The organism is Acidaminococcus massiliensis, from assembly GCF_900095825.1.
GTDB lineage: Bacteria > Bacillota > Negativicutes > Acidaminococcales > Acidaminococcaceae > Acidaminococcus > Acidaminococcus massiliensis.
On the sequence record NZ_LT608315.1, the window covers coordinates 1978452 to 1992250 of the forward strand.

Annotated in this window: 17 protein-coding genes; 5 read left to right on the forward strand and 12 right to left on the reverse strand. The window is 56.4% G+C overall.

The annotated features are described in order from the left end of the window. The 5 genes from BQ2657_RS09540 to BQ2657_RS09560 form a co-directional block, all read left to right on the forward strand. Positions 1–605, forward strand: a 605-nt coding sequence (locus tag BQ2657_RS09540) for a tripartite tricarboxylate transporter permease (protein WP_187119194.1), incomplete at its 5' end; no start/stop codon positions are given. Positions 606–801: 196 nt separating this feature from the next. Then, positions 802–1077 carry a TM1266 family iron-only hydrogenase system putative regulator gene (locus BQ2657_RS09545; RefSeq protein WP_075580392.1) on the forward strand — a complete coding sequence of 92 codons (276 nt, stop codon included), beginning with the start codon at positions 802–804 and terminating at the stop codon, positions 1075–1077. After that, on the forward strand, positions 1067–1810 hold the full coding sequence (locus BQ2657_RS09550) for an ABC transporter permease (protein ID WP_075580393.1): 744 nt from the start codon (positions 1067–1069) through the stop codon (positions 1808–1810). Before BQ2657_RS09545 ends, BQ2657_RS09550 begins: the two co-directional genes overlap by 11 nt. Continuing rightward, entirely contained in the window at positions 1798–2484 is a 687-nt protein-coding gene (locus BQ2657_RS09555) for an ABC transporter ATP-binding protein (protein ID WP_075580394.1), read from the forward strand. The genes BQ2657_RS09550 and BQ2657_RS09555 overlap by 13 nt, the downstream gene beginning before the upstream one ends. A 116-nt stretch (positions 2485–2600) precedes the next feature. Then, the gene (locus BQ2657_RS09560; protein ID WP_232709066.1) at positions 2601–3593 is read left to right on the forward strand and encodes an ABC transporter substrate-binding protein; all 993 of its coding nucleotides are present in this window, start codon (positions 2601–2603) and stop codon (positions 3591–3593) included. A 44-nt stretch (positions 3594–3637) separates the two neighbouring features. Here BQ2657_RS09560 and BQ2657_RS09565 read toward each other — a convergent pair whose 3' ends face one another. From BQ2657_RS09565 to BQ2657_RS09620, 12 genes are all read right to left on the reverse strand, one after another. Then, complete coding sequence (locus BQ2657_RS09565; protein WP_075580395.1) at positions 3638–4312, reverse strand: 3'-5' exonuclease; 675 nt, start codon at positions 4310–4312, stop codon at positions 3638–3640. Positions 4313–4329: 17 nt separating this feature from the next. Continuing rightward, a complete protein-coding gene (locus BQ2657_RS09570) occupies positions 4330–4590 on the reverse strand; it encodes a heavy-metal-associated domain-containing protein (protein WP_075580396.1) in 261 nt (86 codons plus the stop codon). 99 nt (positions 4591–4689) lie between these two features. Then, positions 4690–5685 carry an electron transfer flavoprotein subunit alpha/FixB family protein gene (locus BQ2657_RS09575; protein WP_075580397.1) on the reverse strand — a complete coding sequence of 332 codons (996 nt, stop codon included), beginning with the start codon at positions 5683–5685 and terminating at the stop codon, positions 4690–4692. 13 nt (positions 5686–5698) lie between these two features. Continuing rightward, positions 5699–6481, reverse strand: coding sequence for an electron transfer flavoprotein subunit beta/FixA family protein (locus BQ2657_RS09580; RefSeq protein ID WP_075580398.1), 783 nt, complete (start codon positions 6479–6481; stop codon positions 5699–5701). A gap of 147 nt (positions 6482–6628) precedes the next feature. Continuing rightward, positions 6629–7288: a histidine phosphatase family protein gene (locus tag BQ2657_RS09585; protein WP_075580399.1), complete on the reverse strand. Its 660-nt coding sequence runs from the start codon at positions 7286–7288 to the stop codon at positions 6629–6631. 15 nt (positions 7289–7303) lie between these two features. After that, on the reverse strand, positions 7304–8101 hold the full coding sequence (locus BQ2657_RS09590) for a YlmH family RNA-binding protein (protein WP_075580400.1): 798 nt from the start codon (positions 8099–8101) through the stop codon (positions 7304–7306). 1 nt (position 8102) lies between these two features. Continuing rightward, complete coding sequence (gene proC / locus BQ2657_RS09595) at positions 8103–8924, reverse strand: pyrroline-5-carboxylate reductase (protein WP_075580401.1); 822 nt, start codon at positions 8922–8924, stop codon at positions 8103–8105. Then, on the reverse strand, positions 8912–9511 hold the full coding sequence (locus tag BQ2657_RS09600) for a cell division protein SepF (protein WP_075580402.1): 600 nt from the start codon (positions 9509–9511) through the stop codon (positions 8912–8914). Before BQ2657_RS09600 ends, proC begins: the two co-directional genes overlap by 13 nt. 18 nt (positions 9512–9529) lie before the next feature. Further along, positions 9530–10234: a YggS family pyridoxal phosphate-dependent enzyme gene (locus BQ2657_RS09605; protein WP_075580403.1), complete on the reverse strand. Its 705-nt coding sequence runs from the start codon at positions 10232–10234 to the stop codon at positions 9530–9532. Between the two features lie 18 nt (positions 10235–10252). Continuing rightward, on the reverse strand, positions 10253–11056 hold the full coding sequence (gene pgeF / locus BQ2657_RS09610; protein ID WP_075580404.1) for a peptidoglycan editing factor PgeF: 804 nt from the start codon (positions 11054–11056) through the stop codon (positions 10253–10255). A gap of 99 nt (positions 11057–11155) precedes the next feature. Then, positions 11156–12628, reverse strand: coding sequence for a polyphosphate:AMP phosphotransferase (gene pap / locus BQ2657_RS09615; RefSeq protein WP_075580405.1), 1473 nt, complete (start codon positions 12626–12628; stop codon positions 11156–11158). A gap of 92 nt (positions 12629–12720) precedes the next feature. Next, on the reverse strand, positions 12721–13716 hold the full coding sequence (locus BQ2657_RS09620; protein ID WP_075580406.1) for a 2-hydroxyacid dehydrogenase: 996 nt from the start codon (positions 13714–13716) through the stop codon (positions 12721–12723). Positions 13717–13799 lie beyond the last annotated feature (83 nt).

Below are 13799 nucleotides of genomic sequence, written 5' to 3' on the forward strand. Positions count from 1 at the left end.
CCCTGACCTTGGGGATCCCTGGGGAAAGCGTCACCGCCGTGCTCATGGGTGGCCTGATCATCCACGGGCTCCAGCCGGGACCGGAACTCTTTACAAAGTATGCTCCCATGACGTATACTTTCTTTGGCGGGTTCGTGGTGATCCAGTTCTTCATGCTGATCATCGGTCTCATCGGCTGCCGGCTGTTTGCCAAGATTGCCAGGGTGTCCGATGCCATCCTGATCCCCAGCATCTTCGTATTGTGCGTGGTGGGCTCTTTTGCCATCAACAACAGTGCCTTTGATGTGAAGGTGATGTTCGTGTTCGGGATTATCGGGTATCTCATGCGGAAATGCAATATGAACACCGCTGCCGTGGTCCTGGCCCTGATCCTGGGACCTCTGGGAGAAAAAGGACTGCGCAGGAGCCTGAGCCTTTCCGGCGGGGATACCAGCATCCTCCTTTCCACCAACATCTGCAAGATCCTGCTGGCCCTGTGCCTCCTGTCTCTGCTTTCTCCTTTTGTGATGAAGTTCTTCAAGAAGGAAAAGAAAGCGGATGAAGCAGTTTTGGCGGAAGAAGACAAAGAAATCGACGAAGCCAGTAAGAAAAACGAAATGAAATAATAAGCGCCTTCTCACATCAAAAGACCCCTTGCGATGGAAGACGGACGGAGATTTGAAGGGGGTGCTGCCGCTGCAGCACCCCCTGTCAATTGTCAATGGAAACGCCGCTGATGCGGCTAACCCACCACCAGCCTTACGGCTGGTCCCCCACCCTTGTCCACGGGACTAAGGCGGATATATGCGAGGAGGTTATTTGATGGAAGAAACACGTGTGGCGATCCTGGGCATCATCGTGGAGGACCCGGATGCTGTGGAAGAACTGAATGCCATCCTCCACGATTTCGGGCCCTATGTGATCGGCCGGATGGGCATCCCCTACCATGCCCGGAACATCCACATCATCAGCGTGGTGGTGGATGCACCCCAGGATATCATCAGCAATCTTTCCGGAAAGATCGGCAAACTAAAAGGGGTCTCTTCCAAGACGGCCTATGCCAAGGTCACCCCGGGCCATGAGAACCATGAAGGGTAAACTGCATTTTTGCCTGCCCTTCCTGGCGGTCTTTCTCCTGTGGGACTATGCCGCTTCCCAGGGCTTCTGGAGCAGCTACATCCTGCCCTCTCCGGCTCGGGTCTGGGGCACCCTGCTCCACATGCTGGAGAACGGGGAACTGTTCCGCCATATCCGGATCAGCCTCCAGCGGATCTTGTGGGGATTTTCCTGGGCCCTTTTGGCCAGCTGCCTGCTCAGCAGCCTGAACCTGCTCTTTCCCCGGCTCCGGAACTGCTACAGCGGCCTGTTGGAAGTGTTCCGCCACGTACCTCCCCTTTCCCTGATTCCCCTGCTGATCCTCTGGTTCGGTATCGGGGAACTGCCCAAGACCATCATCATCGTGCTGGCTTCCTTTTTCCCCATGTATCTCAATATGGATGACGGGTTCCGCCGCTGCGACCGGAAGCTGCTGGAAGTGGGCCAGATGCTGGGTTTTTCCCCTTGGAAATCCTTGTGGAAGATCCGTCTGCCTGCGGCTCTGCCAGGGATCCTCACGGGGCTCCGGATCGGTATGGGCTACAGTCTCCGGGCCATCATCGGAGCGGAAATGATTGCCGCCGACAGCGGACTGGGGTTCCTGATCTTGGACGCCCAGGCCATGAGCCGCAGCGATAAGGTCATCATCGGAATCCTGGCCATCGGTGCCCTGGGGCTGGTGCTGGACGGGATCTTCGCCCTTTTGGAAAGGAAGGTACTCTGTTGGATGCGCTGAAACTGGACCACATCACCAAAACCTACGGCCCCCGAGTGGTGCTCCGGGACCTTTCCCTTACCCTCTCTCCCCAGGAATGTACGGTGATCCTGGGGAAAAGCGGCTGCGGGAAGACCACCCTGCTCCGGCTCCTGGCCGGCCTGGAACAGCCGGATACGGGAACCATCAGCCGTCCCGCCGGACTGAAGCTGGGCATGATGTTCCAGGAAGCCCGGCTCTTTCCCTGGCTCACCTGCCGGGAAAACATCGCCCTGGGCCTCCCCCAAGGCAGCATCCCCCAGGAAGTGGACCACTGGCTCAGCCTGGTGCAGCTGACGGAAGCCGCGGATCAGTACCCAGCCCAGCTGTCCGGCGGGATGCAGCAGCGGGCGTCCCTGGCCCGGACCCTAGCCATGCACAGCGGACTGATCCTGATGGATGAGCCCTTTGCAGCCTTGGACTACTTCACCCGGGCCCAGCTCCAGCAGGAACTCCGGACCATGGTGGAACAGATGTCCATGGGGGTGGTGCTGGTGACCCACAATGTGGATGAAGCCCTGACCCTAGGGGACCGGCTGCTGATCCTAAGGAAAGGGACCATGGTCTGGGAAGAACGGCTTCCCCCAGGGAAACGGGACCTGCTCTCCCCCAGCCTGATTGCCGTCAAAAAGCGGCTGCTGGAGGAATTGGCATAAGGGCTGCTGCCTAGCAGCCCGGTCAACGATTAGCAGTCGACGGCGTTTCCCTTCAAAAAATTTGCCTGCAAAGTTGATCAATCAGCAATTGCCTGCTGACAATCAATTTCTATCACATGAAAGGATCTGTTACCATGTCTTTGAAGAAAAAACTTTCTGTACTCCTGGCCTGCTGCCTGGTGGCGGCAGGGACTCTGGCTGCTGGGTGCGGCAGTGACAAATCTGCCCAGAAGGCAGCTGCCCCCAAAGTGGACAAAGTGAGCATCACCTATGTCCAGGCACCTCTCAACGTCCCCTCCATCGTGGAAAAAGCCAATCAGAGCTTTGAAAAGAAATTCAAAGAAAAGAACATCACGGCTTCTTATTCCACCATCACTTCCGGAGCTGACCAGACCGCAGCCCTGGCCAGCGGGGATATCCAGTTCCTGAACTGCGTAGGCGGCTCTTCCGTGCTCCTGAGTGCAGCCAACGGCAACGACATCAAGATCATCAGCCTCTATTCCCAGGCTCCCAAGGCCTTCAAGCTGTTTTCCAAAGACGGCAGCATCCAAAGTGCCGCTGATCTGAAGGGCAAGACCATTGCCGGACCCAAAGGCACCATCCTCCACGAACTGCTGGCTGCCTACCTCCAGAAGGCCGGTCTTTCCATGAAGGATGTGAAATTCGTTTCCATGGGTCTGCCGGCTGCAGCCTCCGCCCTGGAAAACGGCAGCGCCGACTGTGCCCTCCTGGCCGGGCCCCTGGCTTACAACGTGGAAAAGAAGGGTATGCATGTGGTCACCACCGGGGACGGCCTGGTTTCTGGCTTGACCGTCACCGCCGTCAGCGGCAAGTTCTATAAGGAACACAAAGACCTGGTGGATACCTTCCTGGCCGTCCAGAAAGAAACCTTGGACTTCATGAAGAAGAATCCGGACAAGGCCCTGGAAATGACTGCCAAGGCCACGGAACTGAAACCGGAAGCCGTCAAAGAAATGTATCCGCTCTACGATTTCAGCATGACCATCACCCCGGAAGCCATCGCTTCCTTGAAGAAGACCCAGGATTTCCTGGTCGCCTCGGGCATGATGGAAAAGAAAGTAGATGTGGATGGATTGTTTGTGAAGTAAAAAAGTAGGGGTGTTGCACGTTGCGTGCAACACCCCTACTTTTTTTACCATAAACTCAACTGTTCTTCTTCTCCCTTTCCTTGGACCTTCTTCCGCACCTCTTCCAAAAAGGCCTGGGCGGAGGGATACTGGCGCAGCACATCCTGTTTCAGCTTTTGGAAACAGGCTTCTGTGGTCTCCACATCGCTGAGGGCCCGATGGGCATCTTGGTTCACCACATGGTACCAGGCGGCCAGATTGTTCAGCCGATGATGGGGCCACAGGGGAAACAAGGTCTGGGCCATGGGCAGCAGATCCACCCAATCATTGGCCAGGGGCCGGAACAGCTGTTCCTGGAACTGCTGCTGGAGGAACCCCATGTCAAAGCCTACATTGTAGCCCACCGCAACCCGGCTGCCCAGGAACTTCCCGAAGGCTTCCAGGGCTTGCCGGGGCTGGGGAGCAGCGGCCAGCATCTCATCGGTGATGCCGGTGAGCTGGGTGATGAAAGGAGAAACATAATGGCCGGACAAGGGAGTCCGGGGTTGGATCAGGGTAGAAAAAGTCCTCCCCCGCTTCCCCTGGACCACTTCCAGGGCCCCGATCTCGATGATCTGGTCCCGTTCCGGATCGAGCCCGGTGGTTTCCAGATCCACCACCACATAGGTTTCCGGGAAGGCCAGCTGACTCCTGCCAGTACCCGGCAGGGTACCGGCAAAAGATTTTTCCTGTTTTTTCATATGATATCCTGCTGCTTTCAGCCAAACAAACGGGCAAAGAAGCCTTTCTTCTTTTCGTAAGGTTCCACTTTAAAACTGACTACCTGATAGCCCGTCTGATCGATGACTTTCCGGATTTTTTCCTCTTCGATGGGTTTTTCCGCAATGATGTCCGTTTCCTTTTTGGAACGGGAAGAAGAAACCGAATCTACGGAAAACGCATTCCGGATCGCATCGTTGATATGGGATTCACACATGCCGCAGGCCATGCCTTCGACACCAACAATCATTTTGACCATAGTCCATCCTCCTTGCTGGAATACCCTATACCTCGTATGGGTATTTCCGTGCCCTTTATTATAGAAGAATCCTAGGATTTGTCAAGGAGGAATCCTGTCTCACTCTTTTTTCAACAATTTTTCCAGTTCCGGCATCACATCGAACATATCCCCTACGATGCCGTAATGGGCGAATTGGAAAATGGGTGCCTCAGGGCTCTTGTTCACCGCCACGATGAGCCCGGCCTCCTGGATTCCCAGTTTGTGCTGGATGGCACCGGAAATCCCCAGGGCAATGTAGATTTTGGGAGCGATTTTCTTGCCGGTGACGCCCACCTGCCATTCATAAGGGGCCCAGCCTGCATCCACCAACGGTTTGGAAACTCCGAAGGCCGCTCCGATCCGTTTGGCAAAGGATTGGACTTCCCGCATGCCCTCTTCGTTCTGGACGCCCCGCCCGGCGCCCACCACGATTTCCGCCGTATCCAGATCCAGCACCTCTTTGATCTGCTCCAGGGGCGTGAAATCCAGCACCTTTACAGCCGGTTTTGCTTCTGCCGTTTCCAATGGCACCGGGAAGATTTCCCCTTTTCGGGAAGCATCTTTGGGATTGCCGTGGAAGATCTTGTCGCTGACCGTGCCCAGCTGAGGCCGGGTAGTGGTCTGGATCTTTACGAACAGCTTACCGGTGTAGGCAGGACGGATCCAAGTGAGGGTATCGTCCTCCCCTTCGTACCGCACATCGATGCAGTCCGCCACCAGGCCCGCATCCAGGCGGGCGGACAGCCGGCCGCCCAGATCCCGGCCGTTGGGAGAAGCGCCGATGAAGAGGACGCTGGGAGTATACAGGCTCAGGGCTTTGGCCACGGCTTCCGTATAGGGCCCGGCGTCAAAAGATGCCAAACTGGGTGCCTGGAGCAGGGCCACCCCATCGGCTCCGTAAGCAATGGCTTCTTGGGCAGCCCCTTCCAGATTTTCCCCGGCCAGGATGCCCAGCACCTGGTTGGGACGGGCAGCAGCCAGCTGACGGGCCTTGCCCAAAAGTTCCACACTGAGGGAAGTGAGCCTGCCGTCAGAGGTTTCCAGATAGACTCCGATATTGTTTTTCCATTCCATGATTGCTTCCTCCTTACAGCAGGTTTTTCTTCCGCAGTTCATCCACCAAGTTGGCGGCAGCTTCCGCCGGAGTGGACCCTTGGATCAGGGTGCCCACCGGCTGGGGTTCCGGTGCGAACAGTTCCGTTACCCGGGTGGCAGAACCGGCCTTCCCCGCTTTTTCCGGGGCCAGATCGATGTCCTCCAGACGCCACACAGGGAATACGGCCTTTTTGGCAGCCATTTTTCCCCGGATCCCGGGCGTCCGAGGATTCCCGCATTTTTCCGTGACTGAGATCACCGCTGGGAGGGCAGCCTGGAGGGTCTCTACGCCGCCCCGATTGAGCCGGCGGATGGTGGCCTGCCCCTCCTTTACTTCCAGTTCATCTGCATAAGAAAGCAGGGTCATGCCCAGCCGCTGGGCCAGGGCCGGAGGGATCTGACCAGTGTCCCCATCGGTGGACCGTTTGCCCGCCAGCACCAGATCCAGAGGCCCCAGTTTGGCCAGTGCCGCCGCCAGGATCTGTCCCGTAGCTAAAGTATCGGAGCCGGCCATCCGTTCATCGGAGAGCAGGATGCCCTTGTCCGCTCCCAGGGCGATCCCTTCCCGAAGGATATCGCTGGCCAGGGCAGTGCCCATGGTCAGGAGGGTCACCGTGCCCCCTTCCTGATCTTTCAGGGCCAGGGCTGCCTCCAGAGCATGGAGATCCACTGGGTTCAGCATGGAAGGCGCCCCCACCCGGACCAAGTTATTGTCCCCGGACAATTGGATATCGGAAACGGCCGGTACCTGTTTCACCAATACAGCAATATTCATGATTGCAGCCTCCTTTATGGTAAAATACTGTTTTTTCTGTCTATAAAGATTATACTATGGATTTGAAGTTTTCGCAACTGATAATTATTATTGATTTTTTATCCTGTCATAAGGGAAAGGGCTGTTGCCTGCGCAACAGCCCCTATTTTATTCCCCAAAGGGATACTTGAAGATCCCAATGGGTCCTTTTTTCCATTGATACGATGTGTCGTTGAGGGCGAAGATGGCCCGTTCACCCCATTTGTTGATCCCCAAGATGGTCAGGGACGCTGGGCGGATGTCGAAGGAAATCTTCTTTTCCGCCACTTCTTCGATGGAAAGGCCCAACCAGGCAAACAGGATGTTCTGGATGGTCCCCTTATGGGAGACGACGATCAGGTCCCGGTCTTGTTTTTCCAGTTCCCGGAAGCCCCGGAGAGTCCGTTCATAGAAGGTACGCCGGGTCTCGCCCCCATCATAATTCACATGGTCCAGCTCCCGGCCGGTTTCCGGCGGGTGGTAAAAGGCCAAGGCTTCTTTTTTGTTCAGCCCTGCAGCCTTCCCATTGTTCTTTTCCCGCAGGAAAGGAAAACACTCCACCTGATCCGCCCCCAGGGTCTGGGCGATGATCTCCGCTCCCGTCCGGGCCCGCTGGAGGTCGCTGGAAACGATCCGGGGCAGGCTCCGTCCGGAAAAATCCCAGGCCAGACAGTCCGCCAGCTGCTGGAACTGCCGTTTTCCCCGTACCGTCAGGGCTGAATCCGTCCAGCCTCCCGTCAGTTCTTTTACATGATGATCGGCTTCCCCATGTCGAATCAGCAAAATCATGATGCCGTTCCTTCCTTATATATACCGTTTCAGGGTAATGGCATACCGTCCCTTTTTGGTGGTCCCCCGGACTTCCGCCAGTTCCACTCTCCCCCGGGAACGGAAAGAGATCACATCCCCTTCCTTCACCGTCTGGGAAGGGCTCTTGGCATCTTGCCAGTTCAGCTTCACATTCTGCCCCTTGATCTCATCCGCCATCCGGCTCCGGGACACCCCATAGCCGCTGGCCGCCACCGCATCCAGCCGCAGGGCCGCTACCGTCGCAGAAATCAGCTTGATTTTCTGTTCCTTTTCCTTCAGGTCCGTCAGGGGGATTTCCTTCACTTCCACCGTGGCCGCCCCGATCTTGGTCAGGTTGCTCAAGACGAAATCCACCATGGGGGTATCCACCACCAGCTGGGCCCCTTCGTCGATGAACACGATATCCCCCAGGATCTCCCGTTTGCAGCCCAGGCCCATGAAGGCTCCCAGCACATCCCGATGACCGATGTCATAATACCGCTTGTCCCAGAGCACTTCCAGGGCCGTGATGGAAAAATCCGGCTGGCCATAGAAATCTTCTGCGATGAAAGCTGCCTTCTGCCGTTCCGCATTCTGGAAGCCGCCCCCCATTTCGATCCGAACCTGGGGGAAGTTGGCTGCGACGATCTCCGCCACATTCTGGCCATGAGGGTCTAGGAATCCGGACACCTTGAACCGCCGGCTCTTCCGGGCCCCTTCCGCCAGATCCAGCAGCTGGGCCGCCAGTTCCGCATCTCCGCTGGCCTTGAAATACCGTAATACCGTTTCCCGTTGTTGCGTGGTGTTTGCCATATTATTTCTTCAATGCGGCGCTCCGGTCCAAGACCGCCTGTACCGCATCGTAAAACGCTCCTCTCACTCCATGATTTTCCAGGGCTTTGATCCCCGCGATGGTGGTGCCGCCGGGGCTGGTCACCTGGTCCCGCAATTGGGCCGGATGGAGCCCGGTCTTCAGTCCCATGACGCCGCTGCCGGCCATGGTCTGGGCCGCCAGTTTGATGGCCAGGGCACGGGGCAGTCCCGCCATGACCCCTGCATCCGCCAAGGCATCCATCACCACGAAGAAATAGCCAGGGCCGCAGCCGCTGATGGCCGTAATGGCTTCCATGGCCTTTTCATCCACCCGTACCGTTTCCCCGCAGGATCGGAAGATGGTCTCGGCCAGTTCCAGGGTCTCTTCACTGACCTGGCTGTCCGCCGTCAGCGCCGTCATCCCCATCCCTACAGCCAGGGGAGTATTGGGCATGGAGCGGATCACCGGATGGCCCGGCACCAGAGCATGGAGCATGGCCAAGTCGTAGCTGCCCATGATGGAAAGGATATTGGCCTTTTCCGGCAGGGCGTCCACCAGAGCCTGGTCCACGGCGGTTTTTGCCATCTGGGGCTTTACTGCCAAGATCACCAGATCCGCCTCTTTCACCGCTGCGCTGTTGTCGCCGGTCACAGCGATCCCATAAGTTTCCTGCAGATAGGCCTGCCGTTTGGCCGTAGGCACAGCGGCGGTCACTTGTTCCTTCTTTACCAGGCCGCCTCCCAGCATGCCTTTCAGGATGGCTTCTCCCATCGCCCCGCAGCCGATGAAAACGATCTTATACCCTTCGTTTATCTTTGCCATGGATCATTGCTCCCTTCTGACCCGAAATTGGTGTTTTCCGTATCGATATCCACATTGGGAGGGGCGCACACCAGCAGATTCCGGCCGATTTTCCGCAGAGTCCCATCCAGGGCATAGATGGTCCCGCTGATGAAATCGATGATCCGCTTCCGCACGTCCGCATCCGTATCTTCGAAATTGATCACCACCGGCTGGTTCTTGCACAAGTAGTCCGCCATCTTCTGGGAATCATTGAAATCGATGGGTTCGATGACCACCACGCTCACCGGGCTCCGGTTTACAGGCATGGAAAGCACCTTATCCCCGCTCCGGGTAGAAGTCGGATCCTCCCGCTTTTCCTCGGTGGAACTGGTATAATCCTTATCGAACACCTTATCATAAGGTTTTTCGTAGGTTTTTTCGTACGGTTTGTCATAGGACTTATCATACTGGTCGTAGCTCTTTTCCCGCCAGGTACCGGAACCGCTGCCGAACATAGGGACCACTTTCCCCTCTTCCTGGTTCGCCGTGGTCTCTTCTTCTTCCTGTTTGCCGGGATCCCCGTCGTATACCCCGATGTATTCCAAGATTTTTTTGAGTTTTTTCATACAATCCACCATTTCTGTTTAAAATTTGAGGGAGTAGTCCCGGGCCCCGAAGAGAGCGGAACCCACCCGGACTTCATTGGCCCCTTCTTCCACGGCGATCCAATAATCGTGGGTCATGCCCATGGAAAGGATATCCACTGCATCGCTGTGGAGGGCGTCCCGGAGGAACAGGAAATCCCGATACCCGGCAGCGAACACCGGCCGGGTCTCTTCCACATTGTCCGTCGCCTGGGCGATCACCATCACGCCCCGTACCCGGATATGGGGATACTGGGACAGTTCCGGCACCGCCGCCCGGAAATCTGCCGGTGCAAAGCCGCTTTTCTGCACTTCGCCCGCTTCGTTGATCTGCAGCAGCACATCCTGGACCTTATCCAGTTCCGCTGCGGCTTTTTCCAGATGGCCCAACAGCTTCAGACTGTCCACACTTTCGATCAAGTCGAAATGTTCCACCGCATGTTTGGCCTTATTGGTCTGCAGATGGCCGATGAGATGCCAGTGGCCTCCCTTGGGCAGCACCGCCTGCTTGTGCATGGCCTCTTGGACCCGGTTTTCCCCGATCTCCGTGAGTCCGGCCGCCAGGGTTTCCGTAACGATTTCCGCCGGATGGTTCTTGGTCACCGCCAGGATGGTCACCTGGTCCCCCGTTACTTTCGGTTCTGTCCGTTTATCCAGTGCATCCTTGATCTTGGCTTCGACTTCTGCGATTTTATCCTGTAACATGGGAATTCCCATCTCCTTTTATTTTTTGTAAATGACTCCATAGAGCCGTCCTGTCTTTCCCTTTTCTGCCCGGTAGGAGAAGAACCGGTCCCGATGGCAGCTGGTGCAGCAGTCAGCCCGGAAGATCTGCTCCCGGGGGACCCCCGCTTCCATAAGCTCCAGGGTGTTCAGTTCCCACAGGTCCAACAAGTAATGGCCGATCCCATGGGGTTTCAGGCAGGAAGGATAAGCTGCTGCCCGGTCTGCCACCTCCTGGCTCACTTCATAGCAGCAGGGGCCGATGGAAGGCCCGATGCCTGCCATCACATCCCGGGGGGCCGTCCCGAAGGCTTCCTCCATGACTTCCAGGGCCTGGGGGAGGATCTTCCCCACACTGCCCCGCCAGCCTGCATGGACCGCCCCGATGGCGCCCCTCTTGGGATCCACCAAAAGGATGGGGACACAGTCTGCAAAAGAAATCAACAGGGGCAGCTGGGGACAGTCCGTCACCATCCCATCGGTTTCCGGAATGGCATCCTCCAAAGAATAGATCCCTTTCCCTGCGTCTTTTTCCGTCACCACCGCTACATGGGTCCCATGGACCTGCTGGCAGGCCACGGCCCGTTCCAGGGGAAAGCCCAGGGCTTCCGCCATTTTCTGCCGGTTGGCCAGCACATGGTCCCGGTCATCCCCCACATTGTAGCTTAGGTTGAGCCCTCCCGGGAACAGCGTACTGCAGCCCCCAGTCCGGCAAAGGAACCCATGGACCACATCCCACTGGTCCCAGGCAGGGAAACAGCCCCATTCCACACCCTTTGCCCCTGCAAAGGAAAAATCAGCCATGCTCCCCACCTCATTTCATCTCATTTTCTGCTGGTCAAGCCTTGCCTGAAAACATTCCAGCAACTTTCATTGTACTGTTTTTTTCCTGTTTTGTAAACGTTATAACACGGCTTCCATCCGCCGGATCATGGTCTCCAGGACTTTCAGCCGGGCGTACAGTTTATTGTTGGCTTCCACCACCGTCCAAGGAGCCTCCCGGGTATCCGTCCGGTACAGCATCTCGTTCACCGCATCCACATAAGCATCCCATTTATCCCGGTTCCGCCAGTCTTCCGGGGTGATCTTCCAGGTCTTGTTGGGGTCATTTTCCCGGTCCTGGAACCGTTTCAGCTGTTCTTCCCCATCGATCTGCATCCAGAATTTCTGGACGATGATCCCCTGCTTCACCCACTGGGCTTCCATATCGTTGATCTCTTCATAGGCCCGGCGCCATTCACTGATCTTGGCAAAGCCTTCCACCCGTTCCACCAGTACCCGGCCGTACCAGGTCCGGTCGAAGATGGCGATTTCCCCCGGTTCCGGGAGCCGGGTCCAGAACCGCCACAGATAATGGAACTGTTTCTCCCATTCATTGGGGGCACTCACCGGATTCACCCGATAGCCCAGAGGGTCGAAAGATTCCGACAGCCGCTTAATGGCGCCGCCCTTGCCCCCAGCATCCTGTCCTTCGAAAGCCACCACCGTGCTGATTTTCCGTTTGGCCAGTTCATACTGGAGCTCTCCCAGCCGTTTCTGGTATTTCTTCAGCTTCTTGTCGTATTCTTCTTGTTCCATAGGCTGCCAAGGGGTGTAGCGGCCGAGGATATCGGGGATGGAAAGGTCCTTGGCCGGCCCTTTTTCCGGATCGACTGGCCGCTGCCGGTCCTTCAGGGCTTCTTCCAGGGCCGTGATCAGCACCCGGAAGACGGCCTCGGTGCCCGTCCGCTTGTCTTCCATAGGGACGATGTGCCAGGGTGCCAGATCCGTATTGGTGGCCGCCAGCATGTCTTCGTAGACCTTCCGGTAGGCATTGTAATCGATTCCCTCGATGCCGCCGGGGGCCAGCTTCTCCCACCGGCTGCCCATGGTCTCCTGGCCCTTTTCCATGTTCTCCTTCTGTTTCTTCTTGGAAATATGGGTGAAGATCTTGATCAGGACGCAGCCTCCCTGGACCAGTTCCCGTTCAAAGGCATTGATCTCATCGAATTTCACATCGTACCATTCCGAGGCTTCATCCGGGTCTCCCACCGCATGTTCATTCCGCAGGAAATACCAGGCCCGGTGATGGATGCAGATCTGCCCCGCCGGAGGCAGCTCCTTCCAGAACTGGAGGAAAAATGGGCTCTCCTTTTCTTTCTCCGTAGTCTTGGAAGCAGAAAACACCCGGAAGCCCCGAGGGTCCAGGGCGTGGATCACCTTGTTGATCAGTTCGCTGCGCCAGGAAGCCCGGAACCCTTCGAATAGGATGACCACCGGGATCTTGGCATCCCGGATGGAACGCTGGAGGAAGCCCAGACGGTTCTCTTCCTCCCCCATAAGTTCCGTGTATCTTTCTTTGGAAATCTTCGTTTTCAGATCGATTTTATCCAGCATATGACTGCCTTCTTTCCCACTTGCCTGTGATACCTTATTATAACACGAAAAGGGTGCTGCATCGGCTGCAGCACCCTAGAGAATACGCTCAATTATTTGATTTTGTTCGGGCAATCTTTGTTTTCAGCCAGATCTTTCAGGTTTTCGAAGGAAATCTCTACCATATTCTTGACGGCTTCGTCGGTATTGGAACCCAGATGGGGAGTGATCAGGACTTTGGGGTACAGGGCCACCAGCTTTTCGAACAGCGGGTTTTCCAGTTTCTGGCCTTCCAGATCCTTCCCAAAGATTTCGGCTTCGCCGTCTAGCACGTCGCAGCCGTAGCCATCCAGTTTGCCGCTTTCCACGGCTTCGATGACCGCTTCCGTATCCACCAGCTGGCCCCGGGCGCAGTTGATCAGGATGGCGCCGTCTTTCATCTTCTTCAGGAAATCACGGGTGACCAGGGCACCGTTTTCTTTGATATAGGGAGCATGGATGGTGACGATATCGGATTTAGCCAGGACTTCATCCAGTTCCACCTGGGTGCAGAAGTCTTCGATCCCTTTGATCTGGAACACATCCTGCCCAATGACCGTAGCACCCATGCCGTGAAAAATCTGTGCAGCCACGCGGCCGATCCGGCCCAGGCCCACCACACCCACGGTGCAGTTGCGGACTTCTTTGGAGAACATGACGGAATCCACTTCAAAATTCTTCTTGGCCGTACGGGAAGTGGAATAAGCGGTATGACGCAGCAGCATCATGGCTTGGGTCACAGCCATTTCCGCAATGGCATTGGGGGAATAGCGAGGAACAAAAGCCATGGGGAAGCCCAGTTCCTTGGCATAGGCAACATCGATATGGTCCGTGCCGGCAGTACGGGTGAGGACGTATTTCACGCCCAGTTCTTTATAGATATCCAGATTCTGTTTGTTGGCAAAGCAGTTGCCCCGCAGCAGCACGGCATCGAACCCTTTGGCCATTTCAGCAGATTCTTTCGTATTTAAATAATCGGGAACGAGTTTCAGGTCGTAGCCGAAGTTCTTGTTACAGGCCTCAAAAATGGGCACTTCCACGTCTCGTACACCATAACACAAAACCTTCATAGCAATACCCTCCTATATCATTGAGCACACAATTTGGGCAAGCCGGAGCCCCTCCAGGATTGCCCATTGCCTATATTGTAGCA

Excerpts from the sequence above, each read along its gene's own strand:
- BQ2657_RS09590 (WP_075580400.1), bottom strand. The coding sequence starts at position 8,101 with ATGGCAAACACCACGCAACAACGGGAAACGGTATTACGGTATTTCAAG.
- pap (WP_075580405.1), bottom strand. The coding sequence starts at position 12,628 with ATGCTGGATAAAATCGATCTGAAAACGAAGATTTCCAAAGAAAGATAC.
- BQ2657_RS09575 (WP_075580397.1), bottom strand. The coding sequence starts at position 5,685 with ATGGAATGGAAAAACAATATCGGAGTCTATCTGGAAACCTCTGACGGC.
- BQ2657_RS09570 (WP_075580396.1), bottom strand. The coding sequence starts at position 4,590 with ATGGTCAAAATGATTGTTGGTGTCGAAGGCATGGCCTGCGGCATGTGT.
- BQ2657_RS09560 (WP_232709066.1), top strand. The coding sequence starts at position 2,601 with ATGAAAGGATCTGTTACCATGTCTTTGAAGAAAAAACTTTCTGTACTC.
- BQ2657_RS09565 (WP_075580395.1), bottom strand. The coding sequence starts at position 4,312 with ATGAAAAAACAGGAAAAATCTTTTGCCGGTACCCTGCCGGGTACTGGC.
- BQ2657_RS09585 (WP_075580399.1), bottom strand. The coding sequence starts at position 7,288 with ATGATTTTGCTGATTCGACATGGGGAAGCCGATCATCATGTAAAAGAA.
- BQ2657_RS09600 (WP_075580402.1), bottom strand. The coding sequence starts at position 9,511 with ATGAAAAAACTCAAAAAAATCTTGGAATACATCGGGGTATACGACGGG.
- pgeF (WP_075580404.1), bottom strand. The coding sequence starts at position 11,056 with ATGGCTGATTTTTCCTTTGCAGGGGCAAAGGGTGTGGAATGGGGCTGT.
- BQ2657_RS09550 (WP_075580393.1), top strand. The coding sequence starts at position 1,067 with ATGAAGGGTAAACTGCATTTTTGCCTGCCCTTCCTGGCGGTCTTTCTC.
- BQ2657_RS09545 (WP_075580392.1), top strand. The coding sequence starts at position 802 with ATGGAAGAAACACGTGTGGCGATCCTGGGCATCATCGTGGAGGACCCG.
- proC (WP_075580401.1), bottom strand. The coding sequence starts at position 8,924 with ATGGCAAAGATAAACGAAGGGTATAAGATCGTTTTCATCGGCTGCGGG.
- BQ2657_RS09580 (WP_075580398.1), bottom strand. The coding sequence starts at position 6,481 with ATGAATATTGCTGTATTGGTGAAACAGGTACCGGCCGTTTCCGATATC.
- BQ2657_RS09605 (WP_075580403.1), bottom strand. The coding sequence starts at position 10,234 with ATGTTACAGGATAAAATCGCAGAAGTCGAAGCCAAGATCAAGGATGCA.
- BQ2657_RS09620 (WP_075580406.1), bottom strand. The coding sequence starts at position 13,716 with ATGAAGGTTTTGTGTTATGGTGTACGAGACGTGGAAGTGCCCATTTTT.